This window comes from Methylomonas sp. MS20 (assembly GCF_050275925.1).
In the GTDB taxonomy this organism is placed as follows: domain Bacteria; phylum Pseudomonadota; class Gammaproteobacteria; order Methylococcales; family Methylomonadaceae; genus Methylomonas; species Methylomonas koyamae_A.
Genome location: NZ_CP189962.1, coordinates 4,088,258 through 4,105,523 on the forward strand (window position 1 = coordinate 4,088,258; position 17,266 = coordinate 4,105,523).

Genomic DNA, 17,266 nt, shown 5'->3' on the forward strand with positions numbered 1-17,266 from the left:
ACGAGGTCAAGATGATAGCAGAAATCCAAACGCCCGGTATTGCCCACATCGGCAATATGCGGCAATGCCAGGTAGCCCTGGAACGGGCCATTGAGCGCCACGCCGGCCTCCCCGGTCTGGTGTGTTTTTACGGCCCCTCAGGCTGGGGAAAATCGTTGAGCAGCAATTACTTATGCAACAGCGTGCGCGGCTATTACGTGCAGATCAAGAGCTTGTGGAGCAAGAAGGTGATCTTGCAAAAAATCCTGGGTGAAATGGGCATTAAACCGGCGCCAACCTGCGGCGAAATGCTGGACCAAGTCTGCGACCAACTGGCCGCCAGCGGCCGGCCGCTGATCATCGACGAGATGGATCATATCGTCGACAAAAAGGCGGTCGAGCTGGTGCGCGACATTTACGAGGGCAGCCAAGCGCCGATTTTGATTATCGGCGAAGAAAACCTGCCGCAAAAACTGAAAAAGTGGGAGCGCTTCCACGGCCGCATCCTGGCCTTCGTACCCGCGTTGCCGGTGGACTTGGAAGACGCCAAGCGCTTAGCCAGCGTGTACGCCCAAGGCATCGAGTGTGCCGACGATCTGTTGCGCAAGCTGGTGGCGGACAGCCACGGCTCAGTGCGGCGGGTGTGCGTGAACCTGGACCAAGTGCGAGAAGCGGCGGCTGAACAAGGCGTCCGGCAGGTCGATTTGGGATGGTGCCAAGGGCACGGCGTGGCGTTTTATACCGGCGAAGCGCCGAAACGGAGGGTGGCGTGATGAAAAAACAACAAATCGATGTTAACGCGACCACCGATGACGCGCCGGAAGGGGTGTGGGTCAGAAAGGGCGAATGGAATCATTTATACGGCTCTGTTAGTTTCGCAACTAACCTGAAATGCCATGTCACGTTTCTCAAACTGAGCTGCGACTGCGGCGTCGAGGCTGTTGACCTCGGCATGAATCTGGCGACGTTGAAAATCGTGTCAGCCGGATTAGCGAGAGCGGTGGAAGAAATCGAGCGCGCGGCGGCCGCGCCGGGGAGCGCCAATGTCCACTAACCGCCAACCCGCCCATCTCGAATACGTTGGCGGCAAAAGCCCGCGCCAGCGCATCTGGGAAAAAATCCGCGAACTGAAGGAATTCGGGTTGCCGCGCCTGGTACGCGCCTTGCCCGGCACCATCCACAAAGACACGACTCGGACCTACGTCACATCGCTGGCGAAAGCCGGGTTTATCACGCTCGATGCCGAAACCAAGCTGTATACGCTGACCCGCGACAACGGCGTTGAGGCGCCGAAAGTGCGCAAGGACGGCACGATGGTGAATGCCGGCAGCGGCCAGGAAAACATGTGGCGGACGCTGCGGTCCGCGCCCAACCCGCTGGGTTATGTCGATCTGGCCTATTTGGCCAGCACGGAACAGACCGTGGTGGCACCGGCGGCCGCGCGCGATTACCTGGCGAATCTGGAAAAGGCCGGATATTTAGCCTGCCACGCCGGCAAGTATCGGCTACTGCCCGAGCATAACACCGGGCCGCGCCCGCCGATGGTGCAGCGCATCAAGCAGGTGTACGACCCCAACCTGGGCGCGGTGGTCTGGACCGATGCGAAGGACGGCGACGATGAATAAGTATTTCGTCGGTCAGAACGCCAGCCTGAAGGTGCTGGCCAGCGGTGACGGTGGCTTGGATTTGGTGGTGACCAAGCAAGACGGCGATCTGCGCTTGGCGTTGACGCTGGATGTCGCGCTGGCGCTATCCGAGGCGATCAACTTTAAAGTCGAAGAATTGAGCCGGAGAAATTGCCATGACTGACGCCAGCCAACGATTAGCGCAACTCAAGCAAGCTGTCGCCGAATCCAGCATCAACTACGTCGCCAAGCGGATTGGCGTATCGCGCACCGCGATATCGCTGATCGTCGCCGACAAATATCCCGCAAAAATCGACAAGGTTTTGCAGGCGTTCGAACAGGCGTACGGACAGATCGACTGTCCTCATTTGCAGACCGAGCTGAGCCGGCAGCAATGCCGCGAGTTCGCCAGCAAGGCCCGCCCCAGCAATCAGCTTGGGCTGGCTCACTGGAGAGCCTGTCAACAATGCCCCCATAGGAGCTAACCATGCACGTACTGATTTCCATTGACGATCAACCCGGCGGCGTGCCGTCGGTTAAAACCCTTACCCATCCGGTCATCGTGGCGCCCGCAGGGCAAATGCCCAAGACGCCGGCCACCGATTTGATGGCGTTCTTGTTGCAAGCCGTAGCGATTTGGCAAGAGGTGCAAGACAAGACTCTGGAAGAAGCCATCGCCGTGGTGCAAGCCGCCACCCACACCCCCAACGATCAATTAGGAGGCGGCAATGGCAGCCAATATCCATGATATGCAAGTGAATCGGCGCATGGGCAGCGCGGACTATATCGACCACGTCAACCGCCGCGTCAACGCCTTGCAACAAGAGCTGGCGGCGCAAAAGCGCCAAATCGAAACCCTGAAAGACGATCTGCATTGCGGCTGGGCCGTGGCCGGCGTGTTGCTGGCGATCGTGCTGTTCTTATTAATGATCGGAGTCAAATTATGAAGAAACCCACCAAACTCAAGGCCGTGGCCAATCCCACCGCCGATGTGCCGCGCGACCGCGATGCCTGTGCTGAATCGATCAACGAGATCGGCCGGCTGACTCGGCAAATTACCGTGTTGCAAGCGGCGATGAACGATGAGATCGCGGCGATTACCGACGACTATACCGGCAAGATTACCGCGATCAACGATTCGCTCAAACGCCTGCAAGACGGGGTGCAGCTGTACTGCGAGGCCAACCGAGAAGAACTGACCGATGGCGGAAAAACCAAAACCATCGGCTTTGTCACCGGCACCGTGCAATTCCGCTTGCGGCCGCCGTCGGTGTCGATCCGCGGCGCCGAGGCGGTCATCGACGCGCTGAAAGCGCGCGGCTTGATTCGCTTCGTGCGCGTGAAAGAGGAGGTTAACAAAGACGCAATTCTCAATGAGACCGCTGTCGTGGCCGGCGTGCCGGGCATCACCATCAAAACCGGCGTGGAGGATTGCACGATTACGCCATTCGAGCAGGAATTGTCATGAGCGCGGCACTGACAGACGACGCCACCCGGCAACGCATTGCCGACTTACGCCAGCAAGCCGCCTATTTACGCCAATGCGCGGCCCATGCCGAACGCTACGCCGATGGTTTTTCCGATCGGCAAGCCGCGCAACGCCTGGACCGCGAGGCCGATCAACTGGCACAGCATCTGGCGCATGCCGAGCGGGGTCGCGATGGCGCTGAATAACGACCTAGCCGGTCGCTTTCTACGCGGCGAATTCGCCGGCTCCACTCAACGTCAGGCCAGCGCTTTCAAAAAGCTGGTGGCCCGGCAATGCCATAAACCCGCCAACCGGCTGCGCGTGAGAGTGCGGTCGGAATGGGCGATTGATTGAGGATATGCCATGAAACTGATTAAACACGCTACCACCTATAAATGCCAGTTGCCGCCGGCCGCCGCGCTGGAGCAACATCTTGCGGAACATGCCTTTTCCGAAGTCCGGCCCGACGAAATACGCGCGTTGGGGTTTATTCCAGTCATGGACGATCGCTACGTATTGCCTTACCCGGGCGGTTACGCGTTCAAACTGCGGTTCGACGAGAAAATTCTGCCGTGGTCGATTGTTAACGAAGAAGCGCGCAAACGTTTGGAGGTGTTGTTAGCGGAAACCGGCGGCAATCCCACGAAACAGCTGCGAAACAAATTTGTTGAAGAGGTCTATAGCGAATTTGTCAAAACGGCGCTGTTGAAGTCGGCGCGGATCACCGCGTACTATCAAATCGAAGAGCAAATGTTAATCGTCGCTACTACCGGTAAGCGCTTCGCGGATGCCTTGACCAACCGGCTGGTCAAAGCGGTTGGCAGCATCAAGGCCTCCACAATTTACATTGACGGCATCACGCAAAGCTTGACCGAAAAGTTGCATAGAGAATTGGAAAGCGGTAATGGGTTTGCAGGATTTGACGTGGGCGGCGTCTGTAAACTCGCTGGAGAAAACGGCACTTCCGCCAGCGTCAAACTCGATTCAGTGAAAGAGGCTAAAGAAGGCATTGTCGAACGTATCCGAGGCGGCCAGCAAGTGGTTGAGTTGGAGCTGCATAACGACGATGTGTCATTTCGGCTAGATAAACGCTTTGTCAGCAAAGGTATTTTCTTTAAGCATGACCCGGGCGAGGACGGCTTTGAAGCGGCCGATGATATCGAAGCATTTCAACACGAGGCGTCGTGCCAAATGCTGTGGCTGACCCACGCCTTTCGCGATCTGCTGACCTTGTTTGAATACAAATCGCCCGAATTGGCGGGCGATGGCGGTGCGCCATGAGCATCCGCAACCATACCCCCGACCACAACCGCGCCAAATCCGAATCCCGGCGGCGCGCGGCGATCGCCAAAATCCACATCGGCAAGAAGCAGTTAGCGATGGACGACGAAACTTATCGCGCCATGCTGCTGACGCACGGCAACGTGAAATCGGCGAACGAGTTGTCGTCCGAAGGGCTGAATCGCGTGATCCGGCATCTGGAACAAGCCGGCGCGAAATTCACCAGTAAAAAACATGGCCGCAAGCCGCATAACTTGCCGAGCGGATCGGATCGCGAGCCCAAGCTGAGGAAGATCGAAGCGCTGTTGGCCGAGGCCGGCTATCCGTGGGAATACGCCGCCGCGCTGGCGAAGCGGATGTACAAAAAGGATGCGCTGGAGTTTTGCGGACATGAGCAGCTGAGCGGCATCATCACTGCGCTGACCAAGGACGCGCGGCGGCACGGGAGGGCCGACGGATGATGTTAGCGGCGTCGATTTTCGTTTTCTGGGTGATACATGACATCAAAGGTTGGGAGTTTGCATCCGGTGTGACGTTTGTTTGGGTAATTGAGGAGATCATTCGTGCAGCTCAATAGATGCCCCATCTGCCACGCCCGCATCTCGCTGGATGCGATAGTCCAAGACGAAGCCGGCCGCGAGCTGTTGGGTATCCTGGCCAAGCTGGACGGAGAAACCGGCTTCGCGTTGGTCGGTTATCTGGGCTTGTTCCGGTCGGTATCCCGCGATCTGGCGAACGATCGGGCGCTGAAGCTGGCCAAGGACGCCTTGGCGCTGGCGGATGTGCTTCGCTTGGCGCCGGCCATGCGGCAAACGGTCGAGCAAATCCAGGCCAAGGGCGGCAAGCCGCTGACCAATCACAACTACTTGAAGCGCGTGCTGGAAGATTCGCCCTCACCCCAACCCTCTCCCGAGGGGAGAGGGATCCAGGTGGCCGGATCGGTTAGCGACCAACGGGCCGGGGGCAAGCCAGCCAGCAAGACCGCCCAAGCCTTGCAGTCACTCAAGGAGTTTGGCGATGGCTGATCTGGATTGGCTACGGCAAGCCGTCGCGAAGGGGCTGAGCGGCCTAGTGGTGCTGCATCTGGACGGCGGGCCGTCGGCCGAGACGGTGGCTCACACCGCCGGCGTGTGGTTTCACGTCATGCGCGCCTGGCCGATTACCTGGGATGAAGGCCTGGACCGGCCGCGCTTGCGGATCGCGTTTACCGCGCTGGCCAGCCAGGCCAAGCGTTGGCCGGCGCCGGCCGAGCTGCGGGCCTTGCTGCCGGCGCGCGAATACCCGCAACCCGCTTTGCCGAACGAGTACCCGGAAGACAAAGCCAAACGCAATCTCGTCGCGCTGAGTGTGGTACAGCAACTGGCCGAAGAGCGCGCGGCGCTAGTACGGAAACTGGAGTTTGCCGCTCCGGAGCTTGCGACGGAGTTGCTAAAGCAAATTGCCGAAATCGAAGCGTACCAAGAGAAGGCCTACCGCCATGACTGACGCCGAATTGCCCATACAATATTTGCCGGAAAGCCTGCGGCGGATTGCCGAGTATTGCGGCTGGGACGTGATGTGGGCGGTCTGGGAGCATTACGCCGGCTGCCGGGTCGCGGTGCCGGCCAAACTGGATGCGTCCGGCGAATTGCCGCAGGTGCTGGGCGCGCACATAGCCGCCAAATTAATTCAAGCCTTTGCCGGCGAGCTGCTGTTCATTGCGAAAGCCGACGCCGCCAAGCGCGCCGTGCGCGATATCGCCATCCGCCACGACGCGGCCCAGGGTGCCAAGATGGACGAGCTGGTCCGCAGGTATAAATTGACCTACCGGCAAATCCAGACGATCACCCGGCTGGATCGTCAACCCCCTGTTAACAATTTGGATATTTTCGGTTTTTAACCGGTTTTTTAACACCTTGGAGCAAGGCATGAACGAAGACGCCAAAAAACGCCAACAAATCCTGGAAGCGCTGTATCGAGACCGCAAAGCCAACGCCAGCCGGCTGCATCAAGACCCGTGGACGTCTTTGGTGGAGTTAACCCACGCCGTGGATGATATCGATTTCGCGCTGTCGGTACTGATCGAACTGAAATACGTGGAGCGTACCGGCAACAGACTGCGCATTACCGGCGCGGGTGTGCTGGCTTGCGAAGCCGGGCAGGATCGGTAAATCTCAAAACCAAATGTCCCTGCGGTGGCCGGGATGTTTGTCTTTATGTTTCGCAACATCCGCTGGCTATACTTGCCGATTTAACTTTAACCCTAGGATGGATGATGTGTATTTCAGATAAAGAGTTGAAACGGGTTCGAAAGATTGGGTTGCAAATTAGAACTCTAAAAACAGCTAATTCCGACAGCTACACCTGGGAATCGGCGATTGATAAGGTTGTTTCAGAAAATACAAAAGATCAAGACGATTTTTTCAGAATGAAAGCCATGATGGCTTTTTTCGTGGACGAGTCAAGGCAAATGCAGTCACTGGGAATGTTCATAGACAGCCTTGAAGACAGAATTATTCACTTGAAGGAAAAAAGCGAACACTACGCTATACGCGAAGAAACCCGCCAAATGTTAGACGCAAAAATTTCGAAAATCCTTGATGATCTGGCGCCTAAGATTTCACAAAAAAATGCCTTCGATGTTTATCAGATGATGATCGATAAAATCTTTCTGACTAATGATTTGGATACGTTGTTTTTGTGGATCGGCAAGCTATCTAGCGTCCTTGCAGAATATTTTCCCAATGCATTTCAAGAAGTTCATGGGCTAGTGGTGGGGTACCAACAAATTGAACCCATCGTCGAAATGGCGAAGATTGGCGCCACCAAAAAAGAAATTTTGGCACATACACGGATCGAGATAGACCCCGGTTTGTTCATGAATAGGTTAGTGAAAATCGGTATTTTTTCCCAGGGTAAACGTGGTCGAGAGAACGTATATGTTTTCCAGTCTCGTCAGTTTGACAACAATCTGCTGAGAAAGGAATGGACTTGGCTTTATGGTGAGCCTTACAAGAAGCTGAGTTTGAAGATTTATGAAAACGCTAAATATGCTTAGACCAGAAGGAGGTTCATGATTTGACAAGCACATGGCGGCGGGAGTAAAGTTTTCTCGCACTGGAAAAAACCAGTGCCGGGAATCTCACCCCGCCGTTGTCACAAGGTGCAAGCGCACCTTCATGCGCTTTTTTTACGCCCGTCGTTTTATGACGGCTGGCGTGGGCCGCCCTCGGGCGGGCCGTGCCCTTGTGAACGGTAGTGAGATCCCACGTCAGTCGTCGCCCAATCTCACGGGTGGCACCTTACAACGTTACACAAGGAAAAATTTCATGAACACCTTATCCATCGTTATTTCCGATACCCCTATTCGCCAAGACTCAGCGGGTCGTTACTGCCTGAATGATTTGCACAAAGCCGCTGGTGGTCACCAAAAGCACCGACCAAGATATTGGCTTGAAACCCAGCAAGCTCAAGAGCTAATCGAAGAACTGACCGTGGGCGGAATTCCGTCAACGGAACAAAATCAGCCACTTAAAGTGCTACAAGGCGGAAACGTACAAGGTACATTTGTCTCCAAGGAGCTGGTTTACGCTTACGCCATGTGGATCAGCCCCAAGTTTCACTTGCAGGTGATCCGGGCTTACGATGCTTTAGTGGCCGCGCCGATCCAGTCCAAGCCCTTCCATCTGGATAAGCCGATATCGCTTTCTCAGTTTGCCGAATACCACGAGGCCATCAACGCCGCCAAGGCCGACTTGAAAAGTGCGACAGTGTTTATCACCGGTGAAGAATGCGCGTCGCTGGGGCTGCATAACGTGCTGGCTGGTGCCAAACGGCGTCAGGAAGAGCAATTTAGAGTGATGGATGTTATTATCCAAATGGAATTGGAAGGTAAGCCACGGCATGAAATCGTTCAGGCTACAGGGAAAACCTTCAACAATGTGCGTCAAGTAATCTGGCAAGCCCGCCGTGATGGTTTATTGCCAAAAGAGGGGCAAGCATGACCGCCGCCCACGATGCCCTGGACCAAATCGACCGCATTGCCTGTTGTATTGAAGCCGTGGGCGACTTGCTGATACCGGAAAAAGACCTGCACGTGGTCAACCGCGAGAAGCAAGCCATGCTGCTGGCTTATTTGGCCGAAGAGCTGATCCGCGCCAAGGCGCAGCTCGATCTATCGTTACAGTCTCAACAGCCGAAGGCGAAACCCTTCGCATCCATTCGCTAACCGTTAGGCCGTAGACTCTCCTGCAACTGCTGGAGAGTCTATGCACACCGATAACCCCCACGACGCAAGCCCGGCCGCCTTCGAGATCATCACTCGCAACGGCCACGATTCGCTTAATCTGCAAGCCTACCTGTGCCCGGCCAATCGCCTGACGATCGGCTACGGTCACGTGCTGCTGCCAAAAGCCGATTGGCATTTGTTCACCAACTGCGATGTTTCTCGGTTGATGCGCTTGATTCGCGAATGCCAGCAACGCGGCAAAGTCGTTGAAGAAGCGCGGACCTTGCTGCACATCAACCCTAGCCAAGCCCAAGACTTATTGACGCGCGACGTGGCGCAAACCGCGTTGTTTTTGTGGTCGGTGACTAGCGTTTTACTGAATCAAAACCAGTTCGATGCGCTGGTCTCGCTGATTTTCAATATCGGCCAAGGCCAATACGCGCAATCGACCTTGCGCAAAAAGCTGGAAGCCGGCGACTTGGCCGGGGCAGCCGCCGAGTTCGATCGCTGGGTGAAAGGCAGCGTGGACGGGGTTAAACAAATCCTGCCGGGCTTGGTGTCTCGCCGCGCGGCCGAGCGGGCCTTGTTCGAGGCGGTGGCGTGATGGATTGGCTGAATCGGCGCCGGCAAGGCGAATTGAAAGTGAACGTGGTGACGTTGTTGCTGGCCACTGACGAATTGCGAGACGCGGTGGGTTATCAACGCCTGAAAAACCATCGATTTCCCTGCACAAAAAACCGCTTTGCATTGGCCGAGTTACGCGGCCGGTTGGCGCATATCAAAGCCGCCGGCCGCGCGGCCACCTTCGAGCTACTTAATAGCGGCATCTCTCACCGCGAGTTTATGCGCTTTGTCCGGAGTCTGCCGTGAGGTCGAGTCTGCTGGCGGTGTTATTTGCCGCCGCCCTGTTTTTCTTGCAATGGGGCTTGCGTGCCCGGTTGCGGGGAAATTACCCCGGCCGGCTGGCTCTGTTGATGAGCACGTCGGACGGCCACACTTGTTATGTTTTGGATACACAACCCATGAAAAAACTGAGTACCGCCATTGCTTATTTCATTGTGTCGCTGGTCGGCTTAACCGTCGAGGGCGTACAAGCCTCTGTAGACGGCGTGTTTACGCTGGAATCGACCGATCCTGGCGTGTTGTCTGTCACGCCGCTGCCAAACGGTCAATTTCGGGTGGACGTGGTCGGCGTCGGCAGCGCCAGCCTGGTCGCCGGCGCCGATGCGGATTTGTCCGATTCGGTCAAGCGCATCGAGCAGGGTTTCGAGTTCTTGATTTACAACGAAACCGAGCAAGCCGATCACATCGATTTGACCATTCTCGAGTTTTATCCTCGCGAGACCGTAGCCGCCGATGCGGCCGCCAGCGCGGAAAGCGCTGTCGACGCTGTCGAAGAAAGCGCCGCAAGCACCGGCGAGGAAACCACCGTTTAACCCGTGGTGAGCAACTGGCCGGCGGCGACGCCGGCCTTTTTTTGGCAAGGAGAATCGATGAGCTATCAGGACGCGAAATTTTGGTTTGATGTGATTCAAACTTTGCTGATCCTAGTCGTCGGGATCATGAACTGGCTGAACAATCGGCAGCGAGTAACGACGGCTACGATCAGCAAACTGGAAAACGATATCGACGACCGGCTGGACGACCACGCCGAGCGCGTCACGCGGCTTGAAGAGCGAGTGAGCAATGCGCCAAACCACGAAGACTTGGCCGAGATTTACCGGGAAATGCGGACGATGAGTAAGTCGCTATCGGACATGAACGCCGCGCTGGCCGCGCAAACCGCCACTTTAGAAGCCGTGCGTCAGCAAGTGGCACGGATGGATACTTTTTTTCGCGGGCAGCCGTGATGCCGGTCCACGTTGCTCCGCTGATGCTGCACGCGCGCGGCTACGTCAATGGCGTGGATGTGGATCGGGCCTTGTGCGACATGCGCGAGCCGTATCTGTATCACATCGTGGTTTTGGTCAACGATCTAGGCGTGGCAAGGCTGGAAGGCCTGGACGGCACGATCAGCCACGCCGACCGGCGCGAATTGGCCGGCAAACTGAAGGCCCACGGCGTGCGCCGGGTTGAATGGCGCCATCGCGGCATTGAAAAACACTTGAATTTGGTAGCGTAGCCATGAATTACAACGAGAAAATGACCGAACACCGCCGCTTGGCCATCCTTGAGTTACTGGCCGGTGCCTATACCTACACCCTTCACGAAGTCGATTTGAAAAACGCCTTGGCGCAACGCGCCCAAGCCGTCGGTACCGACGTGCTCCGCGCCGATCTGGCTTGGCTGAACGAACAAGGCTTGGTCCGTGCCGAGCAGCCCGGCGGCGTGTGGATGGCGACATTGACCGCCAGGGGCGGCGATGTTCGGCAGGGGTTGAGCACGGTGCCTGGCGTGGCCCGGCCGGAACCCGGTCGCTGAGCGGAGCCGAAGCGATGCCTCCCCGCAGCCCCATCGACACCCTGCCCGACGCGGTATTGACAGAGCTAAATCAACGCCTGGTCGAAAACGGCTTTGCCGGTTACGTGGCGCTGGCCGACTGGCTGACCGAACAGGGTTACCAAATCAGCAAATCCGCCGTACATCGGCACGGCTCCGCGTTGCAGGCCAGCATGGAGAAATCCATTAATCGGGCGCGGGAACGAATGGAGATTGCGAAGGCCATGGGCGGCATGAGCAACGAGGACAAGGCCGCATTGCTGGAAGCCAGCGAGATGGTCGCCATCGATCAGTTAATGGACGTGCTGGAAGGCATGCAAGGTTGGGAATTGGAAGATAAAGCCATTGTGATTCCCAAACTGGCTAGGGCGATATCGACCGTCGGGCGTGGTGCCGTAGGGTCTGCTCAGTGGCGTAAAGACTTCGAGGCCGAAGCGCAACGCAAAGCCCGCGAGGAAGCCGCACAAGCGGCGGTCGCCGTCGCCAAAGCCGAAGGCGTCTCGGAAGCCGGCCGCGAGCGGATTCGGGAAATGCTGGGGATGGTGGCGTGAAGCTAGAAGAATCAACAATCAGCAAGGCGATTGATGTGCTGTTTTATAGCTTTATTGCCGGATTTGGCTTTTCGCTTGGCGTTTCTATGTTCGTTATTTTAGTTAAGAAGCTTTCCGAGCATGGCTAACGCCCGCATCATCCCCGCCAACCCCGACGGAATCTTTCTGCCGTTTCAAGAGCAGTGGATCAAAGACGATTCGCGCCTGAAGTTGATGGAGAAATCCCGCCAAATCGGTATCAGTTGGTCCACGGCTTACAAAGCCGACGAACGCACCGCGATGGCCGGCCAGCGTTGGGATCAATGGGTATCGAGCCGAGACGACATTCAAGCGCGTTTATTCCTTGAAGACTGCAAGCTGTTCGCGCAAATCCTGCAAATTGCCGCCCAAGACCTGGGCGAGCGGGTGATTGATGAGAAAACGAAACTTACCGCTTACGTTTTGGAATTTGCGTCCGGACGCCGGATCCATTCGATGTCATCAAATCCGGATGCGCAAGCGGGCAAACGCGGCGGCCGTATCTTGGATGAGTTTGCATTACATCCCGATCCGCGCAAGTTGTGGTCAATTGCTTATCCTGGTATCACCTGGGGCGGGTCGATGGAGATCATTTCCACCCATCGCGGTAGCCACAACTTTTTCAATCAGTTAATCCGCGAAGTCCGCGAGCACAACAACCCCAAGAACATCAGCCTGCACCGCGTCACCTTGCAAGACGCGTTGGAACAAGGCTTTCTGTGGAAGCTGCAAAAGGCATTGCCGAAAGATCATGAAGTGCAGGCCATGGACGAAGCGGCCTATTTTGATTTCATCAAGTCCGGTTGCGCCGACGAGGAATCGTTTCTGCAGGAATACATGTGCCAGCCGGCCGACGATGACGCGGCGTTTCTGGAATACGACTTGATTGCGAGTTGTGAATATCCAGCCGGCGAAGAGTGGGCCTTCGACTTCGCTCAGGCACCGGGACGTTCCCTGAGCGGAGCCGAAGGGAAAGGCCAACTGTTTGCAGGCCTGGACATTGGCCGCAAGAAAGATTTGACCGTGCTGTGGCTGCTGGAAAAGCTCGGCGATGTGCTTTACACCCGCGCCGTGATCGAGTTGCGCAACATGCCTAAGCCGGATCAAGAAAAGGTGATTTGGCCGATTCTGGCGCTGATCGACCGCGCCTGCTTCGATAATACCGGCCTTGGTATCGGCTGGACCGACGACGCGCAAAAAGCCTTTGGCCAATACCGGATCGAAGGCGTGACCTTCACCGGCGCCACCAAAGAGGCGCTGGCCTACCCCGTGCGCGGCGCGATGGAAGACAAAAAGCTGCGCATCCCCTACAAACCCGAAATCCGCGCCGATCTGCGGGCCGTCACCAAGGTGACGACCGCCGCCGGCAACATCCGCTTTACCGCCGAACGCTCCGAAAACGGCCACGCCGATAGATTCTGGGCGCTGGCGCTGGCCGTGCATGCCGCCCAAACCGGCAGAGACGGCGATGTTTATAAACCGATGAGGCTGAAATGGCTGTAACTAACCACGTCTTCGATAGGACTTCCGATGCGTTTTTGCTGGATAGCTACAGCGGCACCGGCGGGTATTTATACGGCTATTATCTGGTTAGGCACGTCCGCGAGTCCGACGATAAATACGATCGCCGCAAACAGCTGGCGGTTTATCCCAATTTTTGCCGGAAGATTGTCGATGTGTTCATGGGTTTTTTGTGGCGAAAAGACGTGTATCGCGAGACCACTGACCTTTACAGCGAATTCATGAAAAACGCCGACGGCGCGGGAACCAAGCTGGATTCGTTGTTATTTACGTATCAACGGCTGGCAATGATTCTCGGCACGGTGTACGTGATCGTGGACAAGCCGGAAACGCAAGGGCAAACTCGGGCGGACCAAGCGCTACCTTATTTAGCGCTGCGGTTGCCGGGGCAATTAGCCGATGAAAGCAAGGATGGGGCTGGCGCATGGACTTCCGTGACGTTTTCGGAGGTCTATGAGGGCGAAACGGTTTACCGCACCTATTCTCGTTCCGGGTGGGTGCTGAGCAAAAAGCCGAACGGCAGCGATATCATTAAACAGGGTCAGCATTCGCTCGGACGAGTGCCGGTCGTCCGTTTGCACATTAGTAAACCACTGAATCCGACCGAATGCCGCAGTCTAAGCTGGTTTCACGATCTGGCCGGACTGAATTGGAGCTTGTTCAATCTCGATTCAGAGCAGCGGGAGCTGTTTCGGCAACAGACGTTCGCTGTCCTCGCGTTGCCGGTCACGGACGATGCGGAGCGGGAAAAATTGAAAGACTTGACGATCGGTACCGAGAACGCACTCACATACAACCCGACCGGCGGCGGCAAGCCGGAATTTATCGCGCCACCGCCTGATCCCATTCAGTTATACGCGGAAAAAATGGTTGCTTTGGTGACGGATATTTATCGGGTCGCCAATCTTGAGTTTGTTGGCGGCGTACAGCAAAGCGGCGTGGCGCTGTCATTTCACTTTCAAGAGTGCAACTCAAGCCTCGCTGGGATGGCCGAGATGTGCGAAGTGGCGGAAAACGACATTGCCGACTTAGTGTATTTGTGGCAAGGCCAATCATTCGACGGCACGATTAGCTACCCCGACGATTTTAACTTGACTGATCTAGCCGCTGAGATGTCCACCGCGATGGATGCTCTCACGATGCAGTTAGGCGCCGAATTCGATAAGGCGTTGAAAAAGCGCGTTGCTCGACAGATTCTGAGCGACGAGGTCGCCCCTAATGCCATGACGGCGATCGATAAAGAGATCGACGCTCAAGGCGACACACACGGCGACCGGATTGCGCGGCAAGCGGGGATGGCGTGACACACCGTTGGCGTTGGCGAAAATACTTACCAGATCGTTTTGGCCAAGCGTGCCGTGTGGTGACGACCGGCACGATGAATTCGGCTTTGATCGAGTTCGAAGACGGCTATCGCGTGGTTTCTAGTCGCTATGCGGTGCGTAAATTGTGACTGTCATCGACTTCAACCAAGCCAAACTAGACCGTACCCCGCACCGTAGCGGCGCCGCGCGCTGTCTTGGCTGCGGGCACGAATGGACCGCGATTGCGCCGGCCGGCGAAACCCGGCTGGAATGCCCGGAATGCCAGACCGACAAAGGCATTTTTCAAGGCCTTTGCTATCCGCAAGACGGCACTATTTGGCGCTGTAATTGTGGAAATGAGTTATTTCTGATCACGCCGAACGGCGAGCTGTGTCCGGCCTGCGGGATGTATGTGGACGGGTTGCCATGAGCATTGCCGTGGGAAATTACCGGATCGGTTTGCTTTTTCGCCCATCATGTTTCTGGATTGGCGTGCATTGGTCGCCGTTCAATCGCCGGTATTGCATCAACCTGGTGCCGTGCGTAACGCTTTGGATCGCGCTGCCGGGTGGGAAATCGGTTTAGAGATGACGACGTTGAATGAGGTATCCATCCCGGACCTGGCGCCGATCGAAACCGCCGCGGGCTGGCGTTGCCCTTATTGCGGCCAGTTCTTTGCCGCCAAGGTCGGCGTGCGGGCGGTGCATATTGGCATTCACGTGGCCAGCTGCGTGCCGTTGACGCTGGAACAAGCCGAAGCCGTGTTGGATTGGGCGGCGAGCGCCGGAAAGCGATGATTGTTTCATGTTTGGCGCTCCTCCCGGGCGATATCGCCGGTGATTGTTTCCAGAAAATAGCATGACCGACTACCCCGCCCTGTATCGCCGCCTTGCCCGTGAAATCCTGGCGGTCGAGGCGAATTTGACGGCTGATACGGCGGCCTTCGCCGCCGCGCTGATCGCTCAATTGCGGCGCGACGGTTATACCTTGAGCCAAGAAGCCGCCGATCAGCTCAGTCAATACGGGGCGAGCATGCAAGCGGCGATAACCGCCGCGATCGCCAAAAGCGCCGCCATCGGCGCCGGTGACGGCTTGCAGTCGCCGATAGTGCAGCGGATCGCCGCCGAATCGTTTACCCATCAATGGCCGAACGGTTTGACCTTGTCCGACAGCCTGTGGCATTGGGAAACCGGCACTCGCCGGGGCGTCAGCGAGGTGCTGCAAGCCGGCATTCAGGCCGGCCGGGCCGTGGATGGTGTGGTGATGGACATGCAACGGACTATCGAACGCGGCACCGGTCGGCGGTTTAAGATCGTCAGCGAGCATGCTGACGACTGGGTGAAATCGCTGTATGAGGCCGGCCGGGCCTTGATTCACGACCCATCGGCCAAAGCCGAATGGGATGCCGTGGTCGCCGACGCGCGCGGGATTATCGAAAGTCTCGCGGAAACCGGCAGCCGCCGCGCGGCGGAGCGCGTGTTCGATCAGCTGACCAAAGCGGTCGGGGCCGGCAAAGAAGCGGCGATGGACAAGGCGGTCAAGTGGTGGACCTACGACAAACAGCTGTACAATCTCAAGCGCATCGCCCGCACCGAGATGGCCAACGCCGGCCACCGCGCGGTAATCGAGAGCACGATCCACGACGAGACCATCCTGGGATACGAGTGGCGCTTGTCGTCCACCCATCCCGTCACCGATATTTGCGATTATTACGCTAGTATCGACATGGGCCTGGGCAAGGGCATTTTTACAAAACAGGCCGTGCCGCGCAGCAAAGCCCACCCGCATTGTATGTGCCTGCTAATTCCGCGCGTGACGCCCAATCTGGCCGCCGGCTCGAAGACCTACGGCGACTGGCTGGGTAAATTGCCGGCCAAACAGCGCGACGATGTGTTGCCGGCCTGGGCTTCCGCCGCTTTGAAAAAAGGCGTGGCCGTGGATAAATTGGTGCGGGCCGACGGCATGGGCCTGGTGCGCGAATCCGAGGTGATTTGATGGCTAATCCTGCTGAGCCAAAAAAAACGCCGTGAAGCGGCGCGGAGACCCCAGGGCGCGGCATTGGTATAGCTTGGTGTTGCCGACCCCCGTTAACCCCCTGTTAAATTCGCTGTAATCGCCGCCAAGCAATAATCTGGTAGGATAAATAGACAGATCACCGGCTACGCCGGCCAGAATTCCCCGCGAAACCCTTCGCATTCTGTTTATCACGTCCCGCCGCTAACCTGTCCCGGAATTCAATTCCACCCCAACAGGTTACGAGCATGTTCAAACTCAAATCCTTATTTTTGTCTGAGGCCGGAGAAGGCGGCGCGGGTGCTGGCGGTTCCGCCGCTGCCGCCGCGCCCACGGCCGCCGAAATTCAGGCGCAAATCGATGCCGGCGTGCAAGCTGGCATCACCAAATTCCAAACCGATTTTTCCGCCGAGTTCGAAAAAACCACCGGCCACAAAGACCTGAAAGAATTCGCCGAGGCCCAGCTTGCGGCGCAAGGCAAATTGCAGGAACTGGCCGATGCGCGCGGCAAAGAATCCGAGGGCTGGAAATCCAGGTACGAAGCCGCCGCGATCAGCACCGCGATTCTGAGCGCCGCCGCCGACGCGGTAGACCCTGCGACGGTAAAAGACCTGCTGGCCGGTAAGGCCAAAGTCGATGACGCCGGCAACGTGACCATCGACGGCAGGCCTGTCGCCGATGCGGTCAAAGCGCTGCTGGAAGCCAAACCGTTCTTGGCTAAGGCCCAAGGCGGCACCGGTTCCGGCGCACCAGCCAACGGCAACAATCTACAAACCAAAACCCGCGCCCAGTTCGCGGCCCTCAGCCCCGCCGAGCAAGCCGATTTTTGCAAGGCCGGCGGCAAAGTGACGGAGTAATCG

The 17,266-nt window shown here is 57.2% G+C and carries 33 protein-coding genes; all 33 read left to right on the forward strand.

The features are described from left to right. Positions 1–11: 11 nt before the first annotated feature. The 33 genes from ACQE3D_RS18260 to ACQE3D_RS18420 all read left to right on the forward strand — a co-directional run bounded on the left by ACQE3D_RS18260 (position 12) and on the right by ACQE3D_RS18420 (position 17,263). Positions 12–752 (forward strand): AAA family ATPase, encoded by a 741-nt coding sequence (locus tag ACQE3D_RS18260; protein WP_427550918.1) that lies wholly within the window; start codon positions 12–14, stop codon positions 750–752. Beyond that, positions 752–1,033: a hypothetical protein gene (locus tag ACQE3D_RS18265; RefSeq protein WP_427550919.1), complete on the forward strand. Its 282-nt coding sequence runs from the start codon at positions 752–754 to the stop codon at positions 1,031–1,033. The genes ACQE3D_RS18260 and ACQE3D_RS18265 overlap by 1 nt, the downstream gene beginning before the upstream one ends. Continuing rightward, a complete protein-coding gene (locus ACQE3D_RS18270; RefSeq protein ID WP_427550920.1) occupies positions 1,023–1,604 on the forward strand; it encodes a hypothetical protein in 582 nt (193 codons plus the stop codon). Before ACQE3D_RS18265 ends, ACQE3D_RS18270 begins: the two co-directional genes overlap by 11 nt. Continuing rightward, positions 1,597–1,788: a hypothetical protein gene (locus tag ACQE3D_RS18275; RefSeq protein ID WP_427500770.1), complete on the forward strand. Its 192-nt coding sequence runs from the start codon at positions 1,597–1,599 to the stop codon at positions 1,786–1,788. Before ACQE3D_RS18270 ends, ACQE3D_RS18275 begins: the two co-directional genes overlap by 8 nt. Beyond that, a complete protein-coding gene (locus ACQE3D_RS18280) occupies positions 1,781–2,089 on the forward strand; it encodes a helix-turn-helix domain-containing protein (protein ID WP_427500771.1) in 309 nt (102 codons plus the stop codon). The genes ACQE3D_RS18275 and ACQE3D_RS18280 overlap by 8 nt, the downstream gene beginning before the upstream one ends. Positions 2,090–2,091: 2 nt before the next feature. Next, positions 2,092–2,352 (forward strand): hypothetical protein, encoded by a 261-nt coding sequence (locus ACQE3D_RS18285; RefSeq protein WP_427500772.1) that lies wholly within the window; start codon positions 2,092–2,094, stop codon positions 2,350–2,352. Then, positions 2,333–2,551 carry a hypothetical protein gene (locus tag ACQE3D_RS18290; protein WP_427500773.1) on the forward strand — a complete coding sequence of 73 codons (219 nt, stop codon included), beginning with the start codon at positions 2,333–2,335 and terminating at the stop codon, positions 2,549–2,551. Before ACQE3D_RS18285 ends, ACQE3D_RS18290 begins: the two co-directional genes overlap by 20 nt. After that, positions 2,548–3,072, forward strand: coding sequence for a host-nuclease inhibitor Gam family protein (locus tag ACQE3D_RS18295; RefSeq protein WP_427500774.1), 525 nt, complete (start codon positions 2,548–2,550; stop codon positions 3,070–3,072). The genes ACQE3D_RS18290 and ACQE3D_RS18295 overlap by 4 nt, the downstream gene beginning before the upstream one ends. After that, positions 3,069–3,278 carry a hypothetical protein gene (locus ACQE3D_RS18300; protein ID WP_427500775.1) on the forward strand — a complete coding sequence of 70 codons (210 nt, stop codon included), beginning with the start codon at positions 3,069–3,071 and terminating at the stop codon, positions 3,276–3,278. The genes ACQE3D_RS18295 and ACQE3D_RS18300 overlap by 4 nt, the downstream gene beginning before the upstream one ends. After that, positions 3,265–3,426: a hypothetical protein gene (locus ACQE3D_RS18305; protein WP_427500776.1), complete on the forward strand. Its 162-nt coding sequence runs from the start codon at positions 3,265–3,267 to the stop codon at positions 3,424–3,426. The genes ACQE3D_RS18300 and ACQE3D_RS18305 overlap by 14 nt, the downstream gene beginning before the upstream one ends. Before the next feature lie 9 nt (positions 3,427–3,435). Continuing rightward, on the forward strand, positions 3,436–4,353 hold the full coding sequence (gene rdgC, locus ACQE3D_RS18310) for a recombination-associated protein RdgC (protein WP_427500777.1): 918 nt from the start codon (positions 3,436–3,438) through the stop codon (positions 4,351–4,353). After that, the gene (locus tag ACQE3D_RS18315; protein ID WP_427500778.1) at positions 4,350–4,814 is read left to right on the forward strand and encodes a gp16 family protein; all 465 of its coding nucleotides are present in this window, start codon (positions 4,350–4,352) and stop codon (positions 4,812–4,814) included. Before rdgC ends, ACQE3D_RS18315 begins: the two co-directional genes overlap by 4 nt. Before the next feature lie 102 nt (positions 4,815–4,916). Next, entirely contained in the window at positions 4,917–5,378 is a 462-nt protein-coding gene (locus ACQE3D_RS18320) for a hypothetical protein (protein WP_427500779.1), read from the forward strand. After that, on the forward strand, positions 5,371–5,838 hold the full coding sequence (locus ACQE3D_RS18325; RefSeq protein ID WP_427500780.1) for a hypothetical protein: 468 nt from the start codon (positions 5,371–5,373) through the stop codon (positions 5,836–5,838). Before ACQE3D_RS18320 ends, ACQE3D_RS18325 begins: the two co-directional genes overlap by 8 nt. After that, positions 5,831–6,232 (forward strand): Mor transcription activator family protein, encoded by a 402-nt coding sequence (locus ACQE3D_RS18330; protein ID WP_427500781.1) that lies wholly within the window; start codon positions 5,831–5,833, stop codon positions 6,230–6,232. The genes ACQE3D_RS18325 and ACQE3D_RS18330 overlap by 8 nt, the downstream gene beginning before the upstream one ends. 28 nt (positions 6,233–6,260) lie before the next feature. Further along, complete coding sequence (locus ACQE3D_RS18335; protein ID WP_427551156.1) at positions 6,261–6,503, forward strand: hypothetical protein; 243 nt, start codon at positions 6,261–6,263, stop codon at positions 6,501–6,503. Beyond that, positions 6,479–7,390 carry a hypothetical protein gene (locus ACQE3D_RS18340; RefSeq protein WP_168028006.1) on the forward strand — a complete coding sequence of 304 codons (912 nt, stop codon included), beginning with the start codon at positions 6,479–6,481 and terminating at the stop codon, positions 7,388–7,390. The genes ACQE3D_RS18335 and ACQE3D_RS18340 overlap by 25 nt, the downstream gene beginning before the upstream one ends. 271 nt (positions 7,391–7,661) lie before the next feature. Further along, entirely contained in the window at positions 7,662–8,336 is a 675-nt protein-coding gene (locus tag ACQE3D_RS18345; RefSeq protein ID WP_168028005.1) for a KilA-N domain-containing protein, read from the forward strand. Next, a complete protein-coding gene (locus tag ACQE3D_RS18350) occupies positions 8,333–8,560 on the forward strand; it encodes a hypothetical protein (protein WP_168028003.1) in 228 nt (75 codons plus the stop codon). Before ACQE3D_RS18345 ends, ACQE3D_RS18350 begins: the two co-directional genes overlap by 4 nt. A gap of 40 nt (positions 8,561–8,600) precedes the next feature. Continuing rightward, positions 8,601–9,164 (forward strand): lysozyme, encoded by a 564-nt coding sequence (locus tag ACQE3D_RS18355; RefSeq protein ID WP_427550921.1) that lies wholly within the window; start codon positions 8,601–8,603, stop codon positions 9,162–9,164. After that, the gene (locus ACQE3D_RS18360) at positions 9,164–9,430 is read left to right on the forward strand and encodes a hypothetical protein (protein ID WP_427550922.1); all 267 of its coding nucleotides are present in this window, start codon (positions 9,164–9,166) and stop codon (positions 9,428–9,430) included. The genes ACQE3D_RS18355 and ACQE3D_RS18360 overlap by 1 nt, the downstream gene beginning before the upstream one ends. Beyond that, complete coding sequence (locus ACQE3D_RS18365) at positions 9,427–9,996, forward strand: hypothetical protein (RefSeq protein WP_427500789.1); 570 nt, start codon at positions 9,427–9,429, stop codon at positions 9,994–9,996. Before ACQE3D_RS18360 ends, ACQE3D_RS18365 begins: the two co-directional genes overlap by 4 nt. Before the next feature lie 57 nt (positions 9,997–10,053). Then, the gene (locus ACQE3D_RS18370) at positions 10,054–10,410 is read left to right on the forward strand and encodes a hypothetical protein (RefSeq protein WP_427500790.1); all 357 of its coding nucleotides are present in this window, start codon (positions 10,054–10,056) and stop codon (positions 10,408–10,410) included. After that, positions 10,410–10,682 carry a hypothetical protein gene (locus ACQE3D_RS18375; protein ID WP_427500791.1) on the forward strand — a complete coding sequence of 91 codons (273 nt, stop codon included), beginning with the start codon at positions 10,410–10,412 and terminating at the stop codon, positions 10,680–10,682. The genes ACQE3D_RS18370 and ACQE3D_RS18375 overlap by 1 nt, the downstream gene beginning before the upstream one ends. A 2-nt stretch (positions 10,683–10,684) precedes the next feature. Next, complete coding sequence (locus ACQE3D_RS18380; RefSeq protein WP_168027991.1) at positions 10,685–10,981, forward strand: hypothetical protein; 297 nt, start codon at positions 10,685–10,687, stop codon at positions 10,979–10,981. Positions 10,982–10,995: 14 nt separating this feature from the next. Then, the gene (locus ACQE3D_RS18385) at positions 10,996–11,550 is read left to right on the forward strand and encodes a phage protein Gp27 family protein (RefSeq protein WP_168027989.1); all 555 of its coding nucleotides are present in this window, start codon (positions 10,996–10,998) and stop codon (positions 11,548–11,550) included. Further along, positions 11,547–11,678 (forward strand): hypothetical protein, encoded by a 132-nt coding sequence (locus tag ACQE3D_RS18390; protein WP_427500792.1) that lies wholly within the window; start codon positions 11,547–11,549, stop codon positions 11,676–11,678. The genes ACQE3D_RS18385 and ACQE3D_RS18390 overlap by 4 nt, the downstream gene beginning before the upstream one ends. Further along, on the forward strand, positions 11,671–13,071 hold the full coding sequence (locus tag ACQE3D_RS18395; RefSeq protein WP_427500793.1) for a terminase large subunit domain-containing protein: 1,401 nt from the start codon (positions 11,671–11,673) through the stop codon (positions 13,069–13,071). Before ACQE3D_RS18390 ends, ACQE3D_RS18395 begins: the two co-directional genes overlap by 8 nt. Further along, complete coding sequence (locus tag ACQE3D_RS18400) at positions 13,062–14,393, forward strand: hypothetical protein (protein ID WP_427500794.1); 1,332 nt, start codon at positions 13,062–13,064, stop codon at positions 14,391–14,393. Before ACQE3D_RS18395 ends, ACQE3D_RS18400 begins: the two co-directional genes overlap by 10 nt. Positions 14,394–14,538: 145 nt before the next feature. Then, a complete protein-coding gene (locus ACQE3D_RS18405; protein WP_427500795.1) occupies positions 14,539–14,823 on the forward strand; it encodes a hypothetical protein in 285 nt (94 codons plus the stop codon). Positions 14,824–14,980: 157 nt separating this feature from the next. Further along, positions 14,981–15,190 (forward strand): hypothetical protein, encoded by a 210-nt coding sequence (locus tag ACQE3D_RS18410; RefSeq protein ID WP_427500796.1) that lies wholly within the window; start codon positions 14,981–14,983, stop codon positions 15,188–15,190. 61 nt (positions 15,191–15,251) lie between these two features. Further along, positions 15,252–16,388, forward strand: coding sequence for a hypothetical protein (locus tag ACQE3D_RS18415; protein ID WP_427500797.1), 1,137 nt, complete (start codon positions 15,252–15,254; stop codon positions 16,386–16,388). Between the two features lie 266 nt (positions 16,389–16,654). Next, a complete protein-coding gene (locus ACQE3D_RS18420) occupies positions 16,655–17,263 on the forward strand; it encodes a hypothetical protein (protein ID WP_427500798.1) in 609 nt (202 codons plus the stop codon). Positions 17,264–17,266: the final 3 nt, after the last annotated feature.